General features: G+C 60.5%; 14 protein-coding genes. 3 read left to right on the plus strand and 11 right to left on the minus strand.

The features are described from left to right. Positions 1–46 precede the first annotated feature (46 nt). The 8 genes from QWI75_RS20240 to QWI75_RS20275 all read right to left on the minus strand — a co-directional run bounded on the left by QWI75_RS20240 (position 47) and on the right by QWI75_RS20275 (position 6,932). Complete coding sequence (locus tag QWI75_RS20240) at positions 47–643, minus strand: outer membrane protein (protein ID WP_289271177.1); 597 nt, start codon at positions 641–643, stop codon at positions 47–49. Positions 644–888: 245 nt separating this feature from the next. Continuing rightward, positions 889–1,233 (minus strand): TRL domain-containing protein, encoded by a 345-nt coding sequence (locus QWI75_RS20245; RefSeq protein ID WP_289271178.1) that lies wholly within the window; start codon positions 1,231–1,233, stop codon positions 889–891. 486 nt (positions 1,234–1,719) lie between these two features. Next, entirely contained in the window at positions 1,720–2,208 is a 489-nt protein-coding gene (locus QWI75_RS20250) for a hypothetical protein (RefSeq protein ID WP_289271179.1), read from the minus strand. Positions 2,209–2,441: 233 nt separating this feature from the next. Then, complete coding sequence (locus QWI75_RS20255; RefSeq protein ID WP_289271180.1) at positions 2,442–2,663, minus strand: hypothetical protein; 222 nt, start codon at positions 2,661–2,663, stop codon at positions 2,442–2,444. 22 nt (positions 2,664–2,685) lie between these two features. Continuing rightward, a complete protein-coding gene (locus QWI75_RS20260; protein WP_289271181.1) occupies positions 2,686–3,300 on the minus strand; it encodes a metallophosphoesterase family protein in 615 nt (204 codons plus the stop codon). Positions 3,301–3,336: 36 nt separating this feature from the next. After that, entirely contained in the window at positions 3,337–4,452 is a 1,116-nt protein-coding gene (locus tag QWI75_RS20265) for a M48 family metallopeptidase (RefSeq protein WP_289271182.1), read from the minus strand. 89 nt (positions 4,453–4,541) lie between these two features. Next, positions 4,542–5,225 (minus strand): TIGR00266 family protein, encoded by a 684-nt coding sequence (locus QWI75_RS20270; protein ID WP_289271183.1) that lies wholly within the window; start codon positions 5,223–5,225, stop codon positions 4,542–4,544. 219 nt (positions 5,226–5,444) lie between these two features. Next, the gene (locus QWI75_RS20275) at positions 5,445–6,932 is read right to left on the minus strand and encodes an amidohydrolase family protein (protein WP_289271184.1); all 1,488 of its coding nucleotides are present in this window, start codon (positions 6,930–6,932) and stop codon (positions 5,445–5,447) included. Between the two features lie 282 nt (positions 6,933–7,214). On the opposite strand from QWI75_RS20275, the gene QWI75_RS20280 reads away from it, so the two are divergent. Next, positions 7,215–7,580, plus strand: coding sequence for a hypothetical protein (locus tag QWI75_RS20280; RefSeq protein ID WP_289271185.1), 366 nt, complete (start codon positions 7,215–7,217; stop codon positions 7,578–7,580). A gap of 111 nt (positions 7,581–7,691) precedes the next feature. Here the strand turns inward: QWI75_RS20280 and QWI75_RS20285 are convergent, their stop codons facing one another. From QWI75_RS20285 to QWI75_RS20295, 3 genes are all read right to left on the minus strand, one after another. Next, a complete protein-coding gene (locus QWI75_RS20285) occupies positions 7,692–11,912 on the minus strand; it encodes a tetratricopeptide repeat protein (protein ID WP_370693594.1) in 4,221 nt (1,406 codons plus the stop codon). Between the two features lie 302 nt (positions 11,913–12,214). Beyond that, on the minus strand, positions 12,215–12,631 hold the full coding sequence (locus tag QWI75_RS20290; RefSeq protein ID WP_289271187.1) for a hypothetical protein: 417 nt from the start codon (positions 12,629–12,631) through the stop codon (positions 12,215–12,217). 174 nt (positions 12,632–12,805) lie between these two features. Further along, entirely contained in the window at positions 12,806–13,306 is a 501-nt protein-coding gene (locus QWI75_RS20295; RefSeq protein ID WP_289271188.1) for a thermonuclease family protein, read from the minus strand. A gap of 496 nt (positions 13,307–13,802) precedes the next feature. Between QWI75_RS20295 and QWI75_RS20300 the strand changes: the two genes are divergently transcribed. Beyond that, positions 13,803–14,849 (plus strand): efflux RND transporter periplasmic adaptor subunit, encoded by a 1,047-nt coding sequence (locus tag QWI75_RS20300; RefSeq protein ID WP_289271189.1) that lies wholly within the window; start codon positions 13,803–13,805, stop codon positions 14,847–14,849. Beyond that, on the plus strand, positions 14,846–18,019 hold the full coding sequence (locus QWI75_RS20305; RefSeq protein WP_289271190.1) for an efflux RND transporter permease subunit: 3,174 nt from the start codon (positions 14,846–14,848) through the stop codon (positions 18,017–18,019). The genes QWI75_RS20300 and QWI75_RS20305 overlap by 4 nt, the downstream gene beginning before the upstream one ends. Positions 18,020–18,048 lie beyond the last annotated feature (29 nt).

Here is an 18,048-nt window from a genome sequence, read left to right on the forward strand (position 1 = left end):
GGTACGCGCCAGACAATGAGAAGCACAGTCTGGAGGACACTCGGACTCAAAATCTGAAACCCAAGCCTCCAGCTACATAATTTGCACGAAGATCCAAGGCCATTCCGTCCCAATGAAAGTCAGCGGCCAAACGCTTGTATTCCAGGAACAGAAATGTTCGCTCTGTCAGATCGCCTTGGAATCCGAGCAAAAACTGATAGGCAAACGAGGCCGTCGAGTCAAAGTCCTTCGTATGTCCTCCCGGTATTGCTGCATTGTGAAGCATCCCAGAAGAATATCCAATTCCAAATCCGACATATGGATGAAAAGGGCCATTTGGGTGTCGCACCACAAGATTCGCCATGCTATTGAGGACTGCTAGTCCTGAGTTCCCCTCAGCAACACCGCCGTTACTCGGAATCAGGAATGAGAATCTGCCGTCAGTTCCGAAATATTCAAGCTCAAATCCTACGACGCGGCTGGTGAATCCCGGAAAAACGCCGACTCGAAGTCCTGCTCCGACTCCATTGCGGACGTTCGTGCTCGCGCTTTGCACACCTGCGACGCTGACAGGTCGGTCTTGAAAAAACCCGCCCACCATATAGGCCTTGATGTAGACATCAGCGGTATCTGTGGCCCACGCGGTCGGCGGGATCAACAGCATCCCGGTCACAAACCATATGTAAAGAAACGTCTGCCACCGCCGATACCTTCTCTCTAAGATCAACAGCATGGGTTGGAAACAACAGTTTACACCTTCCCGCATCCGGAAGAATGGGAAAGCTTCGTCAACAAGCGCTGGAGCAAAGGGGGGTAGGGGGAGACTCGACGAGCATCAGAGTGGGGACGGTCTCAAAGACCGTCCCCACTCCTCTACAGACTTCAATCCAATGACTCTACAGACTCTACCTAGTTACCTTTCGCGATAGTGCACACTTCAACGTACAGTCCCCAGAGAATTGACTTGATGGACTGCTCAGTAAACACAGCTTTTTTGATGCCACCATTGTTCATAGCTGCCTCGACAGTAGTGTCACCGGTCGCCACGATGCCGAGGATGCCAGTTCCACAGGCCTTACCAGTCTTGGTGGGAGTTGCACCATTGTCATGCAAGATACCGCCGGAGGTTGTTTCCATGTAGATTCCTGCGGATGGAAAGAGCCCGGACGGCTGGTAGTAACCCCCAATGCCGCTGCACCCATAGAGAGAAGTCGCGAACACGATCACCCCTAAGGACATCAGGACTCTCTTCATGAGATAGCCTCCCTTTGTAGTTTGGTTTGAATTGAACTTAAGAGATGCCGCAGCGGCCGCGAGAGAATGTGCAACTCCCCTTAGACACCACTGCTCAAGACGGCGTCACTATATGGACGATGAACGGAAATGTCAATGATTTCCTTGCAAAAGGATCGTGACCTTTGGCGGGTTCGCCGGACGGGGGTGGATTGAATCGGAACCAATTCATAACGACGGCCACGCAAGCACGATGCGCGGCGGCGTCACGGGATCGGGCTCGATTGGCGGGGAGACCAACGGCCCTGGGCAGATGGAATCGTTTGGGCCCGGCGGAGCCAGGGTTAAGTAGCAGGCCATTCACGCACCATTCGGCCAGCGGGCGATACGTATGGTTGAGGAGCGGATGTCGGCTTGTGCTCGTTCAGGAAAGGTACGAGTGGGTTTCGTCACCGCCTGAACCGTTGTTCATACTGTGTCGGCCTGCGCTCCGCAATGCACAATTCCTCAGGATGACTGCTCCTCGCCTTCTTCGAGCAGCGCTTCCAGCTCTGCCACCACCTCGAGATCGCGCGGCCTTCCCGCCGCCCGCTTCACTTCGATCAGGCGCTTAAGCCCGAGACAGCGACAGGTGGCTCCGAACAGGGTGATGGTGATCGTGTGAGGAAGCAGGTCCTCGTACCGCCCCCCCTCGGGAATCTCTCCGAATAGGTCAAGAGATCCGAGTTCGGTTGTGAGCGTGAAATTCAGACCACGTTGGATCGTCTTGGCATCAAATTGAAAGGGTAATCCTGGGGGAGCTCCACGGAGGTAGGGCTTGTAGGGCGCCAGGCAGGCTGCCAGCTTGGCAATGTTCTCAGACGTACGGCCGTAGACGACGTCGAGGTCCTCGGTCAGCCGCGCCGAACCGTGCGTGGTCGCGGCAGCCCCCCCGATAATAATGAACTCGATCCCATGCTTGACCAGGAGTCGGATCAGGGCTGCGAAATCCGTCATGAGGCACTAGCCCACATCATTCATGAGTGCTTCTGCTGCAATCGCGTCTTCGCCGTTGCGACAAGCCTGGCCGTACAAGATGGATGGCCAGGCGGGCGGGCTCGCCGCTCAGTCGGTCAACGTACTGTTTCAAGTACGCTTCTCTCCTTCCCGGCTCCACGCGGGGGTACCCGTAGCTCTTCTCCGTGCAGTGGGTCCAACACTTGGCGAATTCGCAATTTCGCGACGAATCATCATGAATAATGTGGGCTGGCCGTCCGAGCCTTTCGCAGCTCAGAAGCCAGCCGTTGCAGTTCGCATAGCTTGAGGAAGCGCTGCTCGACCGTGAGCTTCAAGTTTTCGCGGAGCAGCGTACGGTCAATATCCCGTTTGTACGATTCGATCACGGGGTCAGGTTCGAGTAGCACAGCGCCGCCGCGCCGCTTCCTTTCTTCACGATCGGACTTCATTGTCATGTTGGGTTCTCGCCAAGAAAGTCTAGCACTTTCTTCCACGCCGCCTCAATGAACGTTCGGCTCCAGCATCTTGGCGTCCATCGGCACGTCCCTTCCCAAGAGGCGTGAAGAGCGGGCTATCGGGACCAGGTTCGCCCGCACGGTCGGCGAGAGCAATATGGCGCCCGTTCACCTCGCCTCGATCGATCAGGATGATGCCCAACGCGCGCGGGAGCGTGAACCGTTTCGGCCCTGCCGATCCGGGGTTGAACAGGAATGTCCGCCCGAGCCATTCGGCCAGGGGGCGGTGCGTATGGCCGAAGATGCAGATGTCGGGCTGCTCTCGTTCGAGAAAGGCCAGCCCATTCTGGGTGAGCATTCCTCGTTCATAGAGGATGTGGCAAACGGCGATACGACGCCCGCTCAGCTCGACGATCCGCTCGGACGGAAACCCACTCCTCCCGAATCCGTCCACATTCCCCGACACGACCGTCACCGGCGCGATGGCCTCCAATTGCCGGAGGACCGAACGTCCCCCGATGTCGCCGGCGTGGATGATGTGATCGATGCCATCGAAGCAGCGCGGAATGGCCGGGTCGAACAGCCCATGGGTATCGGCGATCACGCCCAGACGGAACGGCCGTTGCGCTCGCCTCATGGTCGCGTTGGGGAATTTTGCCGTCGCACGCACTGGCTACCTCACCGCACCCTGCACCGCTTGCCAGTCGATACCGAACGGCTCGGGAGTCATACGAGGCAGCGTCGCCGCTGCCGTCCTCAGCCGCTCGGCGCGCGCCTCGCTCATCGGATGGGTCGAGAGGAGTGCCACCATCCGCCCTTCCGACTCGGCGAGACGCTGAAAAAAGGTGATCATGCCATCCGGAGAGACCCTTGCTCGATGCAGGAGCCGGAGCCCTTCGAGATCCGCCTCCAGTTCCTGTTCGCGCCCGAATTTGAGCGTGACCAGCTCGATGCCGAGCTCCTTCATCACACCGGCGAGGCCCTGCTGATTGCCGGTCAGCACGGTGATCACCGCAACCAGTCCCATATTCTTGACGATTCGTTCCATGGCATGCCGGAGGAGCACATGGTTCATCTCGTGGCCCAGCACGCCCGCCACTTCATCCGGACCATTCGCCTGCTTGAGCAGACCGCTGAACACCACGATATACCCGCCGGGAAGCGCGAAGGCGTTGATTGCGTGATTCTCCACTACCGTCACCTGAAACCGGTACGGACTCTCGACAAGATGGGCCGTCAACCGATCGGCCATCGCCTGCACCGCTTGCACCGCCGGCCCCTCTTTCACGACCGTCTGGCCCGACAGGAATTGCCGATAGGCCGATTCCCCCAGCGACTCCTCCCACGAAAGCGGGATGCGCGACACGATCAGGTCGACCACCATATCCGAGCCGTACCAGAGCCAGGTCAGTCCGCCGACGAGCACCGCGACCGACGCGCCCCAGGCAAGCCGACGGATCGCGCGTCGCCAGCGAACCTGGGCGGTGGCGTGCCCAAGGGCCTCGGTCAGCTCCGCTGGAGCCTTCGCCCGAAGCGCTTGGATGAGTTCAGGGTCTCGGCTGTGGAGCGCGAAGGTACGCCCACGATCAGTCCACTTCAGCACGAGTTGGTCATGATCGAAGCCGCCAGCTCCCACGGCCAGCGCCGAGAACGGAACGGTGTGCGCCTCCTCGCCTCGGTCCGAAAGAAAGATGAGTATCAAGCCGTTCGGGGAAATGCTGGCGAAACAGGTGGCGCCGGAAGCCGGCAATTCAGATCCGAAACAGAGGGCGTTCGGCGTAGGAGCCATGAACACGTCAATGGTCAATCGTCACACGCCATTCGAGATGAAGATTCAGAACTTCTGTCATGTGACGCATGACGAGTGACGCATGACGATCATTCCGACACCGGAATGAATTGCCTGATCCAGTTTCCGAACCCGCCGGGATTGCGGCTTTGGATGAAGACTACGCCCGGACCGCGAAAGCGACAGACAAATCCCTCGCCCGATGTGAAGCTCGATACCCATCCGCTCGAAGCCCGCTCGATGCTATAGGACGTCGTTGCCGACCAGGCAACCAGGTGCGCGTTGTCCACGATGTACTCCTCATCGGGTCTCAGCTCAATCTTGTGGATGGCGCCGAAGCTGTTGAGAATGAGTTGCCCCTGCCCGCTGATCCGCAAAATAAAGAACCCCTCGCCGCCCAGCAGGCCTCGGCTCAGGCTCTGCATCTTGCTTTCGATTCTGATGCTCTCGGCTCCCGCCAAGAATCCATCTTTCTGAACCAAATACTCGTTGACGCCGTCAAGCTCAAACAAGACGATTTCGCCGGGGACTGTGGGGGCCAACAGGACCTCCCCGGCTCCCCGCGCGGCCCGTAGCGTCTGAAAGAAGAATTTTTCTCCGGTGAGCAGCTTGCGGGACAGCGCGCCCAATAACCCGCCTTCCATTTTGCTCTCGACGTCGATCGTCGGGGAGGCCCCGACCATCGCGCCCGACTCAGCCTTGATGCTCTCGCCGGCAGCCAGGAACACCCGCACCATCGGAAACGCCCCCGGATACAAAATCTCACTCTTCATTCATCGCTCCTTTGATCCGGCTTCTCATGATTTCACCGTTCCTTCCAGGAAATCTGGTGCCCCCACGGCTGCGGCGCCGCCTCGTCGGCGAGTTGGGAGGCGGGCCGGAGGGAAAGCGGAAACTGACCGAGTCTTCGAGGGAATTTCCGAAGGCTTCCGCCGTCCGCCGACCAACTGTCTTCGCCGATGCAGCGGGGCCGAGCCGTGGGGCACCAGGCCTCACCCCGCCACCCATCCGTACCACCGATGGCTCGGCAGCGGACCTTCTTCACGATAGGCCATGCGAATCTTGCCCAGGTAGTCGGCGGGCACCTGCTTGCGCGTGGCCGCGACATCGATCCCGAACAGCTTGGCCGCGTTGAGGCCGAATATGTGTTCCTTCACCGATCGAGTGAGCGGCGGGTAGCCGTGTTTCTCGACCAGCGGCTCCGGAATCTCGAATCGGCGAAAGGCGTCGATCTGCCATTGCGGCGTTCCATACCAGATCGAGTCGGTTCCCCAGAGCACATGGTCCATTCCGAACGCCTGAATGAGCTGGCCGAGGAGATGCGCGCAGATCACCGGATGCGTCACGACCAGTTGGGCAAAGGTCGATCCCAGTTCCATGTAAATGTTCGTGAGCCCCGGTTCCGCCTGTTTCATCCGACAGAATTCCGTGGTCCAGGGAATGGCGCCGGTCTTCCTGAAGGTGTCCTCGATCCCCGAAGACGTGAGCAAGCCGGAATGGTAGACCAGGAAATCCAGGTCGGAGAAATCCTTCGCGGCCTGGATGAGATCCTTGGGATGGTTGTAGTCCGGCACCGGTCCCAGTGGAAGGCCCTTGTGAACGCAGATACGAGGGACCTTGAGGGCACGGGCCTTTTCGAGCATGGGATAGGCGATGCGCTCGTCGTTCATCCACCACCCGCGGTCGAATCCTTTCGGGCAGGACCCCGTATAACATTTCCATGCATCGATCTTGAGCGACGAGGCCTGCATCTCCATGAAGTCCAGGTCCGCGGCGCCGAGCTGCGGCGTCGCCAACCCGTGAGCCAGCATCCGCTGCGACCCAGCCACGCGGTTGACCTCATCCCTGATATGCGCCATCTCCTTGGGCGGAACGACGGCTTCCTGCGGGTAGGGACCAGGCGGGGTGCTGATAAGTCCGATCGTCGTGTCACTGTCCAGGAAGACCTCCTTGATAAACGTCTCCCACGACAAGTCCTTCAGCGTATCCGTATCCTTAGCCAGCGCCGGATTCCATCCCGCCTCGCGAATTCGCCGGCGCAACGCCAGCAGCCGATCCTTCGCGACCGCCCCTTCCCGTTTCGATTCGGCATTGGTCGGATCATAGTGGGTGCTGACGTAGTGGGTCTGTACGTCGAAGATAAAGAAGGGCTCACCGCCTCGCTCCGCGGCCGCCGCCGCATCGACCAACTCCACATCCCGCACGTCGAAGACCTTCCCGAACACGGAGTTCATGGCAAGGAAGACCGCCGCCATTCCCCCGGAACGGCGAAGAAAATCCCGGCGGGTCACGTTCAACCTGGCGGCGGCCGCTTCGGCCAGACGAAGGGCCACCGTTTCGACCTGCGCTTGTCGGATGGTTTGCGGAGACGGGAGAAATTCCTCGTTTGAGACGACCTGCGTGGGGAGCGGAAGCGGCGAAACCGTCTCTCTCGTCAGGGACGAACCGGATCTTCGTCTCGTTCGTCGGGGCAGCATCATCGTCCTCTCTCTGGGGCACCACAGTCTGTGCGATTCTGTGTATTTGACCAAAGCCTGTCAAGTCGAGCATCGACCAGTTGATTACGTAAACGGTCCAGCTTGCGCAGGCTTCCGGCGAGGAGCAGCATACAGGGTACGTCTTGATGCCTCGGAGGATGTGATGAGCCCGGGGTAGCCCGCCCATTCACCTCAACGCCGTTACCACCGTTCGCGATACCCACCTCCCGCCCTCCGCGAGGAGTCCTCGCGGAAGGCGCGGGTGTTTTCGGGAAGGAGGGCGCCATGCGATACACTTTCGCGTTTTTGTTTGTCGTTCTGGGCGCGCTGGCTTTCGTCACACTTGCATTCGCCAACCCCGCCATGTTGCCACAACATCCCGGCTATCCGATGGGGAAGGCCGTTGATCCGGTCACAGGCAAGCCCCTTGCCAATGACCCTGGGCAGGCCAACGCCACGGGAAATAAGGCTCTCCAGCAAGCGGCGGCGTTTGATGACGCCCACGTGAAGCAAGATCTCTCGATCAACCAAAATGATCAACGGATCATGGAGAAGCCCGGAGCGGGGATTCTTCCGAAGGTCCAAGGCCCTCAAATCAAGATCGAGCCCCCGGTCAAGGAGGCCACGCGCGTTCAAGCGGCTCCGCAATAGAGAATAAAGATGAACGGCGGCATCGAGATTACCAGCGCGGTTGGCAGGAAGAACCCAGGCTGGTCTTGTTGACGGGACGGAGCGGCAGTCGGGACGGAAAGGCGGAGAAGGCTATCTTGACGAGGTCGTGGGCGCCGATCCGGCGTTGAGACTGGGAGATGCGCCCACGGCCGGGAGGCGGACACTGACGTCCTTCTGAGGGTCGGCGTCGTCGTCTTTGCCGTTGGCCCCCACGCTGTACAGACGATTGTTGGCCGGATTGATCAGCATGGGATAGCCCGTAAAGGGATCATAGAAATTCTGCCCTGCCTTGGCCACCCGGGTCTTGACGTCGCCATCGGCCGCTCCTTTTCGAATCCAGACCTGAAGACTGGTCAGCCGCAGCAGTGCATCGGTTTCTCGTATCCGACCGACCGGCTGTTCCCAAGCAGGTCCGGGAGACACCTCCACGATGTTGTTGACAGGGTTCATGAGATAATCCAGCACCCCGGCCGCCGGCGTGCGGACGTGTACATAGGAACTGGGCAACGTCGGCATCGTCCGAGCCGTTTCAACGGACTTGATCAGGTCCTCATAGTAGTCGGCGTAGTTGTTGAGGATACGTTGGTCGGGAAGTGGCATCAGCGCAACCCCTGCCAGGTACCAAGGCCGGGCGGGCTGACGGTCGGTCCGAAGAGCCATGTCGATCCGTTTCTTTTCGAGAAGAAACTCGTGCTGCATGGGCCAGCGCAAGGACTGTTCGACACTGTCCATCGGCGGCACGAGCTTCGCCAACTTGGGCAGGTAACGTGCATCCAGTTCCGGCATCGTCAACAACCCTGAAACAACGCGAGCATCGTCGGTGACGGCCGCAACGGCAAGCAATTTTGTCCCCAATGTCTTGGCCTTCCGCAGCAGGCCTCGCCACATGGTTATATCGGTTTCGATTCGCTCAACCCCCTGATCGAGGCCCTGGGCAAAACCCTCCGCGACAAAGAGCCGGTGCGTGTCGAGAATCAGCCGACAATCAGGAGTCGCGGCCTGGCCATAGCCCGTATCGTCAAATGGAAGCGTCAGCCACTTCTGATAGCGCGCCAGCGAGACGGCTCCGCTCCTGGTCCAATCCTTGATCATTGTCGCCTTGTCACGGAACGGGATGGACGGAATATCCTCGCGATACCACTTTGCCAGGGCGGAAGCGGAGACTTGATCGGACTGGGAGACTCCCGGGTCGTCCAAGGTCAGGCAACCGTTCGCCTCGATGAGATCAGCCCGCTCATTTTGGATGGCGAGTCCAGCCTGGATTGGATCCTTGGATTCCGGCGCGGCAAACCCCAAGAGAAAGAGCGCCCCGTTGCGGCTCGCATCTTCGGTGAACTGAGGCCGCGCCCCCATCAAGTCCTGAAAGGCCGAGTTGGGCTTTTCTTCCAAGCCTAACCAGACAAGCCCCAGTCCGCCGACCAGAAGAATGGCGCATCCCACGAAAAAGATCGTCAGGCTGACCAGGGTCACCACGACAGCATGGGCGGTCGCAAAACAAGACCGGATGAACAGCGCGATTCGAAAGAAGAGCCGGGACAGCATCGCCGTGACAGGCCGAGACGCCGTTCGAACGGCCGATTCGTTGAGGCCCACGGTCGATATGGGTTTCCGTGGTTCTGCGATCTGGACGCGGGAGTCCTTCAGGCTAGCCGTCGAATCCATTGCAAGCTCAACCGTCGCAGCAGAGCCCTTGGATGCGTCCACGACAGAAGCCGAAACCGCCGGCAACGGCTCATCGCAGTGCGCTGCGACTTTTGCGGTGGTTTCTGACGAAGCAGAAGAACTTGCGGGTTCTCCCGGCTCCGATCGGGGACTGAGCGGTTCATGCCAGGACTGTGCGACCTGAGGTTCTTCGCACCGTTCTCCGCCGTCGAACGGTGGGGCCAATCTATGTGGAGAAACCGGCGGCTCTAAAGCCCGTTCTTCAAAAATGGGAGGAGCTTCCGAAGGCCGCTCACTCGGCTCAACCGATTGCCTCTGTTCCCATACACCTGGCTGACTGTTCTCGCGGTCGGAGTGTCCAACAGAGCGCTCACCCCAATCAGTGGATGCTGCCGTCCCCTCCTCGTCCAAGATCAGGGAATTGGCCGCTTCTACAACCTCGGGTTCCGAGTATCCGGCAGGATCTTCATCCGAGCCGGGAACCGCCTGAGGCGCCGATCCGATCTGGAATCCGCCGATGGACTCGCGGGCGATGATCGCCCCTTGGACTGGCAGCCCCGTGTTATTTGAAGGAGATTCTTGGATATCAGGAAAGACGAGATCGCCTGCCGAGCTCACCTCATCGGGCCGTGCCGGGTCTGAACGTGATTCAAAGGCGTGAGGCTCTTCCAATGCAGGACGCAAGGACGATGAATCCGGAGGGTCCTCCTCTTTCACGCGCGGCTCTTGAGTCTCAACGAGAGGAGAGGTTTCAGCCTCTGCGAAAAATGCAGGGTCGGCACCGATCTCCCGTGACACCGCAAGTCTCAGTTCAACATCGGGTAATCCGCTCTGTTGAGTGACGGGTGGTATCGTCTCGGCCGGCTGTTCGGGAGGATTGCCTATGGCGGCTGAGGAGATGACGCCTTTCTCCGGTTCAGATGGCGGCGCTTCGTACGGCGTCATTATCGCCGCGGATACCTCCGGCGCGCCATCAGGGCGCGGAGACAATTCGACCTGCGACAGGAGACGGGCCGCGTCATCATCGCTCTTGCCCGTCGAGACCGGTGGCGGAGCATCCAAGGCAGGTTCAGGCTCCAGCAACAGAACAGGCTGTGGCGCATGGGAATGGTCAGGCAACTCTTGGATCGTGGTCCCCGCCGGTTCGCCCGCAAGTTTCTCTCGCAAATCGATCTGTTGCAGGATGCCGGTGATGAGATTTTCGTTGACCTCCTCGACAACTAACCGGCTCTCTGTTCCCACCGGCGTAGCTTCCGGACGACTCTCTTCGACTTGCTCCCAGGGCATGGGAGGGGGAACGGTTGCGATCGATCGTTCCGATTCGGAGTCCTCCGAACGCGCGGGGATTTCAATCGAAGGGGATTCCTCCGTGGCCGTCAACCCGCCGCCCGTTGGAGCTGAATCTGGCTTGTTGGCAGGTAAAGGGTCTTCGTTATCCAGTCCCTCCCCGGACCCCATCTCGGCAAAGGCCAGAGACTCTTCACTGATTCCCGCCGGCGCTGAGAGACTCTCAAGTTGCACCACTGATTGCTCGAACGCGACGTTCGATTGGTCGAGGAAACTTCCTGCAGCCTCCCTGTCTCCAGCCGGAGGAACCTCCTCGTGGACAACGGTCGTCACGCTCTGATCGGCCGGGTGGTCGGCGGAGGGAGCTGAATCCGATCTCGAAAGCGCGGACCACTCTGGTAGATCCCCCTCCGCCCTCGCCACTGACGAGGCGTGCTCTGCAAGTTGATCGGTGGGCTGGTCCGCCGGTATGGGACTCGTCGTCGCAATCTGGATCTCATGCGAGACCGGCGGCGCGTCAAGCTCCGCCGCCTGCGAATGCTGTTCCGCAACATTCCGGTTCGGCATTGCCGGTTCGGTCTCCTGACCAGCCGTCGGCTGTTGAGGAACCAGGATATCTTCAGCTTCCTCCTCCCAAGGCAAGCGAGCGCGCCCGGGATCGGAGACCGCATCCGCGGGTGGAATTCGAAACTCGACGTCCGTCACCGGTTGATCGAGACCCGACATGGCCGGAGCGAAGCGTGGCAGACCACTGTCTTCTTCTGCGGGGGCCGCTTCACGCGGACGTTCTTTCGCACGCTGCAGGAGGGAGTCAAGGTGAAGCAGAACGGGATTCCGCGGAGAAAGTTGGGTGATTTTGTTCACCAACTGCGCTGCAAGGTCAGGCTGCTCTGAATCGGGATCCTCAACCAAAATCTCGACCGCCTTGGCGTACTCTTCAATGGCGGCATCCACATCCCCTTTGAGCTCGAAGACCGAACCGAGTTTCTCCACGAAGGGCACACAACGGGGTCCAGCCACCAAATATTCCCGAAGCAATGACTCGGCCAGCCAATAGTCCTGCCGTTCCAGCGCTTCGTCCGTCAACGCCTGAAAGGCATTTCTGGCGGTCACCAGACTTCCCAAGCGAAGTTGGAGCGTGGCAAAGAGGCGTTTGGCCTCCGGATTGGCTGGATCGAGCGCGAGCAATTCCTTGAGGACGGATGAAGACCGGCCATACCGGCCGGCATTCATATGTGTGATGGCTTCTTCGAGCAGGGCGGATTTTTTCGAATGCGCAGCGCCAGTCCCCTGACTGCGCTTGTGAGCGCGGGCCGGAGCCTTCTTGTCGGCACGAGCTGGGGACCGTCGATCGCCACGCACTGTACAACCTTACCAGAGAGCCATAAGCACGACGCCTGTTTGCGGCTACCCGACCTGTGGGCCCTGGCTGTCTTTGTTTTCAGAAGTGAGGGGCCGAAAGGGAAACCCTAGGTTCATGCAAGGGAGATGCCCTCTCTTTTCGGAGTATCAGGCGGACAAGAAAAGGAAAGACAATGGCTTAGACCTCATCAACCATATGTTCCAGGCGATGACTGTGCCATTTTGATCGTGATGGGCCGGTCTGTGATCACAAAGTTGGAATGAAGGGAACTCTGAGCGGGCTCTCTCCGTCAGAGAAATGGCTAGGCGGGCAGAATGTCCTTGCAGGATCGGAACTCTGCAACATCCTCGACACGATAGTGACTGCCGATCTGATAGACGTACCCGGCGGGAAGACCGCCAGCCCTGTGCTGTCCATCGCGGACCAGCACCTTTCCGCATCGAATGCAGTGCTGAATCCCTTCCCACGAGAGATCGCCCGCCAGGTGTTGAATCGGCAGATCCTCTTCGCAAGGTTGGACCATGACCGGAGCGGCAGCCGGCATCAGGATCCGGCGAACCTCGGAGATCAGGCGTTTCACCAAGTTCACATCTTGGGTCTCGATGCCATCCAGCACAAGCACGAGGAGGCCCAAGGCGCGAATGGGGTCTCCTTTGGCCTCCACCAGAAGCCGCTGTGCAAAGGCCTGGACCTTGGTCTGAATGTCCTGTTGATCCATCGATAATATGCCCATGACCAAGTGTAGCACAGGCTGCGATCAGTCCGGCCCAACCGCACGGCACCTCGGCGGGACGGCGAACAGCCTTTTCGTTCTTACAGGCCTTGGGATAAAGGAGAAGAGACGCAGTCAGCGGAGGGGTGAGCCAACCACAGTGGAAAGCCGACCAATCGTTCAGCGGCGCTTTCGAACCTGAGCGGCCCGAAATTTCCAGGGAGGAGTCGGATTGGGATCGGCCCACAGGCCTCGCTTGGCATAACGGGCCTCCCCCTCTCCATCGCCACCGGATGAATCCGTAGTCGCGACCTTCCAGGCGAGACCTTCTTCAAGCAGGATCTGGCTGAGTCGCCGCCCGTTCTGCAGGAACACATCGGCACGGAGCGCGCCGTCATGGCTTCGTCCATAGGTTTTAAGGGTCACCGGCGATCCGATTACCAGCGCCATTACAGCCCGTTTGGCCTCTTTCCCGTATGGTTGCTTGAGTTCGGGACAATCAATCCCCTCGACACGGATTCGCTCCGACCGCCCATGATGACGGACTTCGAGGGTGTCCCCGTCGATCACCCGGAACACGTCCGCGCGGAATTCCGCCGCGTACACCACGCCGGGTATCATAACGGTCAGAAACCCCAGCCCCAATGTCAGGCGATTGAAACCCGTTCCCAAGATCGTCATGGGCCAAGTGTAGCATGCAGAAGAGGCTGGCTCCGAGCCGACCAGAGACCGATCGAGGGCGCCATCTGAACGTAGCGTTTTGCCCCAGCATCGATTCGGAAACGGTGGCAGAACTTCTCTTGCATACGGACCATCATCTGATAATTCAGCACTTTGTTTCGGCATACGAGTTGCTGATCTTCAGGTGAGAATCACACGAGAAATAGTGGAGTTTTCAACCAGACTTCCGCACTGATCGTAGGCTGCGCCTCCGGAAAGTGAGGGACACATCGAATGCCCTGACATGACCGTCACCCATTCTCAACATCCGCGCCCTTGGATACCCGGTTCCAATCCGAAGCGGATTCCGTCGGGCTTGCCGGGAGGGCAAGGTTGCCGATGGTCCCTCGCGGCTATCTTTTGCGCTGTCATCTCGGCGACGGCCTGCGACGGCACCCCACAAGAAGTCTCCGGCGGCAAAACACGGACTTCCGATCCCCCAACCAATCTCCTTCGATTGACGCCCGAAACCGAAGCCAAGGCCGCGCTGCGAATCGCGCCGGCCACCACTGGCGACTTTCGCATCTTCCGCGAATTTCCTGCGACGATCCAGGCCGATGCCAACCGGTTGGCGGAGATCACGACCCTGGTGCGCGGCAGGGCCGATGAGGTTCTCGTCGACTTCGGCCAGGACGTCGAGGCCGGGGCACTGCTGGCCACTTTGCAAAGCGGCGAGTTGGGACTGTCCCAGGCAGGCTTCCTTCGAGCCCATGCCAAGTTGACGGTGGCCGAGCGCGCCTTTCAACGCGCCAAGGCGTTGCTGGAGGAGAAGGTAATCGGGCAGGCCGAGTATCAGCGGCGCGAAGGAGAGTTGCTGACCGCCCGATCGGAAATGCGGGAGGCCCACGACCGGCTGCGGCTCCTGGGCATGGCGGAACCTGAAATCGCCCGCCTGCGTCGCGATGAAACCATCCGTTCGACCGTCTTCATCCGCGCGCCGTTCGCCGGGCGGATCATCGCGCGGAACATCGTCCGCGGCGAAGTCGTCGAGATGACCGACCAGCTTTTTACGATTGCCGACCTCTCCGATGTCTGGGTGATCGCCCATATCCCGGAGAAGGACATCGCCTTCGTGCAAGCGGACCAGAAGGTCGAGGTGGAGGTCACGGCCTACCCCGGTGAATCGTTCGAAGGGCGCATCGGCTATATCAGCGACGTGCTGGACCCGGCCACGCGCACCATTCGGCTCCGGGTGGTAGTCGCGAACCCACACAAGCGACTCAGGCCGGAAATGTTCGCCAAAGTCCGGCTCTGGACGAAGCCGGAGCCGGGCGTCCTTACGATCCCGGCCACCGCCGTCGTGCACGACCGCGGGGAGAACATCGTCTTTGTCCAGGTCGAGGACCATGCCTTCGAGCGGCGTCCGGTCGCCCTCGGGGAAGAAACCAATGGACAGGTGAAGGTGCTCGCCGGGCTGCGCGCGGGAGACCCGGTCGTGGTGGACGGCGCCTTTCGCCTCAAATCGGAATTGGCGGCCCGCCAACATCCCATGGCTATACAGTGATCGCCGCGATCCTCACATTTTCGCTTCGTCAGCGCCTGCTGATCATCGGGCTCGCCTGTTTTCTCGCGGTCTTGGGGCTCCACGCGTTTCAAAAAATCCCAATCGATGCCTTCCCCGATGTGACCACCGTGCAGGTGCAGGTGGCCGTGCAGGTCCCGGGACAATCGCCCGCGGACGTCGAGCGGTTCGTCACCATCCCGATCGAAATCCAGCTCACCGGACTCCCGGGCCTCGTGGAGATCCGCTCGATGTCCAAGTTCGGACTGGCCCAACTGACAGTGGTTTTCCGAGACGACATCGACGTCTATTTCGCCCGCCAGGTGGTCTTGGAGCGTTTGATCGAGGTGAAGGGCCGGCTCCCGGCCGGCATCGAACCGATCATGGTGCCCGTCACCACAGGGCTCGGCGAAGTCTACCAGTACTATCTCGACGGCCCCGCCCCCGGCGGCCGTCCCGAGGCGCGCGCGGAACAACTGATGGCGATGCGGACGGTGCAGGACTGGGTGATCCGTCCCCTGCTCAAGGGCCAGCCCGGCGTGATCGAGATCAATTCCCTCGGCGGGTTCGTGAAACAATACCAGGTGATCGTAGACCCCGATCGGCTCAGAAAATACAACCTTGCCTTGGAGGACATTTTCGAGGCCGTCGCCAGGAACAACCAGAACACGGGTGGCAACATCCTGGAACGGCACGAGGAGAAGTTCATCGTGCGGGGCATCGGGCTGATCCGCACGCTCGCGGACCTCGAGACGATCGTCGTCAAGGAAGCACACGGGACCCCCGTGCTGGTCCGCGACATTGCGGACGTGCAGATCGGGCATGCGGTCCGGCACGGCGCCGCGCTCGTCAACGGCCAGGAGGTGGTCGCCGGCATCGTCCTCATGTTGCGGGGATCCAACGCTCGCGACGTGGTCACCGCCGTCAAGGAGAAGGTGGACGAGATCCACCAGAAAGGCTTGCTCCCGGACGGTATTCGGATCATCCCGTTTTACGATCGGATCGACCTGATCACCGCAGCTCTTCGAACCGTCTATGATGCGCTCATAGAAGGCATCGGGCTCCTCCTGCTCATGTCGATCCCGTTTCTCGGCAACTTCCGAGCCGCCTTCATCGTGACCTGCATTCTCTTTCTCACCCCGCTCGTCAGCTTCATCGTGATGGATCGGGTCGGCTTGAGCGCCAATCTCATGACGCTGGGCGGGATGGCCATCGCCATCGGAGAAATCGCGGACGGCTCCATCGTCGTGGTCGAAAACGCACACCGGTACCTGACCGAACGAACCGTGTCAGTGCGAGATCGCCTGGTTATCGTCTTCGAGGCGGCCCAGGAAGTCGCGCGTCCCATCGCCTTCAGCATCCTCATCTTGCTCGTCGTGTTCCTGCCGCTCCTGACCCTCCACGGCATGGAGGGCAAGATGTTCCAGCCGCTGGCCTATACAATGGTCATCGCGCTGCTCGTCTCGCTGGTCTTGTCACTGACTCTGACCCCAGTCCTCTGCTCGCTGATCCTCAAGAGCGGCTTTCAGGAGGACATGGCCGTGCTTCGATGGCTCAAAGCCCGCTACTTGCCCGTCTTGCGGTGGGCGTTGTCGCGGCGGACGCAGGTTTTGACCATCGCCCTGACGCTCTTTCTCGTCACGCTGGGCTTGGTCCCTTTTCTCGGACGGGAGTTTGTCCCCATCCTCTTCGAGGGCGCGCTGACCCCGCAGATCATCCGGCACCCCAGCGTTTCCCTCCCCCACTCCATCGAGCTCGAACGGCAGGTTCATGAGGCGCTCCTCACATTCCCCGAGGTCCAGAGCATCGTGAGCAAGATCGGACGGTCAGAGATCGCCACCACCCCCGAAGAGCCGAACGAAAGCGATCCGGTGGTCAGTTTGGCGCCACAGTCCGCCTGGACCTCGGCCGCCACCAAGGATGGACTGGTCGAGCTCATGCGCCGGCGGCTGGCTGACATTCCCGGCATCGCCATCCTGATGAGCCAGCCGATTCAGGAGCGTGTGGACGAGCTGATCTCCGGCATCCGGACGGAGGTCGCCGTCAAGATCTTCGGCGAGGACCTCTCTCTGCTGAAGGACAAGGCCGAACAGGTCGTCGCGATCCTGAAGACGATCGACGGGGTCAAGGACGTGAAAATGGAGCAACTGTTCGGTCAATCGTACCTCACGGTCTCCATCGACCGATCGAAGATCGCCCGGCATGGCATCAACGTCGCCGACGTGCAGGCGCTCATCGCGACGGCCGTCGGCGGCATGCCGGCCACGCAGGTCTATGAGGGGGAGCGGCGATTCGATCTGGTCCTGCGGTTTCCTCCCGGAGCCCGATCGACCCCGGCGGCCATCGGCAACATTCTGGTGCGGGACCCGACAGGAGTCCCAATCCCGTTGAGCGACCTGGCGGCGATTGAAATGAAGGAAGGTCCGGCGCTCATCAGCCGGGAGGACCTGCGGCGCCGGATTGCGATCGGGTTCAACATCATGGATCGCGACGTCGCAAGCGTCGTCGCGGAGGCGCAGCGGAAGATCGCCGCGGACGTCGATCTCCCGAACGGGTATCGGGTCACCTGGGGCGGGGCCTTTGAAAACATGCAACGCGCCATGGACCGCCTGCTGATCGTCGTGCCCGTCACGATCGCGCTGATCTTTCTCCTGCTCTTCTCGTCGCTCACGTCGCTCCGTTACGCCGCGCTGATCATCCTGAACGTCCCGCTCGCGTTGATCGGCGGAGTCCTCGCCCTGTGGGTGACGGGCGAATATATCAGCGTGCCGGCTTCGTTGGGTTTCATCGACCTCTTCGGCGTGGCGGTGGGCAACGGGATCGTGCTCCTCTCCCACATCCATGAACTCCGGCAGCAGGGGCTGCCCCACGAAGAAGCCGTGACCACCGGCTGTCTGCACCGGCTCCGGCCCGTGATCATGACCGCGCTGACGACGCTCTTGGGCCTGCTCCCGCTGGCCTTTGCGCAAGGCATCGGGGCGGAAGTGCAGCGGCCGCTGGCCGTCGTGGTGATCGGCGGCGTGCTCAGCTCGACGCTCCTCACCCTGATCGTGCTTCCGGCCCTGTTCCGCTGGTTTGAGGAGCCGGGCTTGAGCGCAACGCCCGCCGTCCCTCCTTCTCCCGAGCGCACTCGACCCGAAACCAGCGAAGAGATCACCGCTTCCTCGCGCTAGGTTTTGCGCCGGACTTGCGGTGAGCGGAC

Source organism: Nitrospira tepida (assembly GCF_947241125.1).
Classification (GTDB): Bacteria; Nitrospirota; Nitrospiria; order Nitrospirales; family Nitrospiraceae; genus Nitrospira_G; species Nitrospira_G tepida.

Bases quoted from the DNA above. Each gene is read 5' to 3' on its own strand.
- QWI75_RS20240 (WP_289271177.1), bottom strand. From the start codon at position 643: ATGCTGTTGATCCCGCCGACCGCGTGGGCCACAGATACCGCTGATGTC.
- QWI75_RS20245 (WP_289271178.1), bottom strand. From the start codon at position 1,233: ATGAAGAGAGTCCTGATGTCCTTAGGGGTGATCGTGTTCGCGACTTCT.
- QWI75_RS20250 (WP_289271179.1), bottom strand. From the start codon at position 2,208: ATGACGGATTTCGCAGCCCTGATCCGACTCCTGGTCAAGCATGGGATC.
- QWI75_RS20255 (WP_289271180.1), bottom strand. From the start codon at position 2,663: ATGACAATGAAGTCCGATCGTGAAGAAAGGAAGCGGCGCGGCGGCGCT.
- QWI75_RS20260 (WP_289271181.1), bottom strand. From the start codon at position 3,300: ATGAGGCGAGCGCAACGGCCGTTCCGTCTGGGCGTGATCGCCGATACC.
- QWI75_RS20265 (WP_289271182.1), bottom strand. From the start codon at position 4,452: ATGGCTCCTACGCCGAACGCCCTCTGTTTCGGATCTGAATTGCCGGCT.
- QWI75_RS20270 (WP_289271183.1), bottom strand. From the start codon at position 5,225: ATGAAGAGTGAGATTTTGTATCCGGGGGCGTTTCCGATGGTGCGGGTG.
- QWI75_RS20275 (WP_289271184.1), bottom strand. From the start codon at position 6,932: ATGATGCTGCCCCGACGAACGAGACGAAGATCCGGTTCGTCCCTGACG.
- QWI75_RS20280 (WP_289271185.1), top strand. From the start codon at position 7,215: ATGCGATACACTTTCGCGTTTTTGTTTGTCGTTCTGGGCGCGCTGGCT.
- QWI75_RS20290 (WP_289271187.1), bottom strand. From the start codon at position 12,631: ATGGATCAACAGGACATTCAGACCAAGGTCCAGGCCTTTGCACAGCGG.
- QWI75_RS20295 (WP_289271188.1), bottom strand. From the start codon at position 13,306: ATGACGATCTTGGGAACGGGTTTCAATCGCCTGACATTGGGGCTGGGG.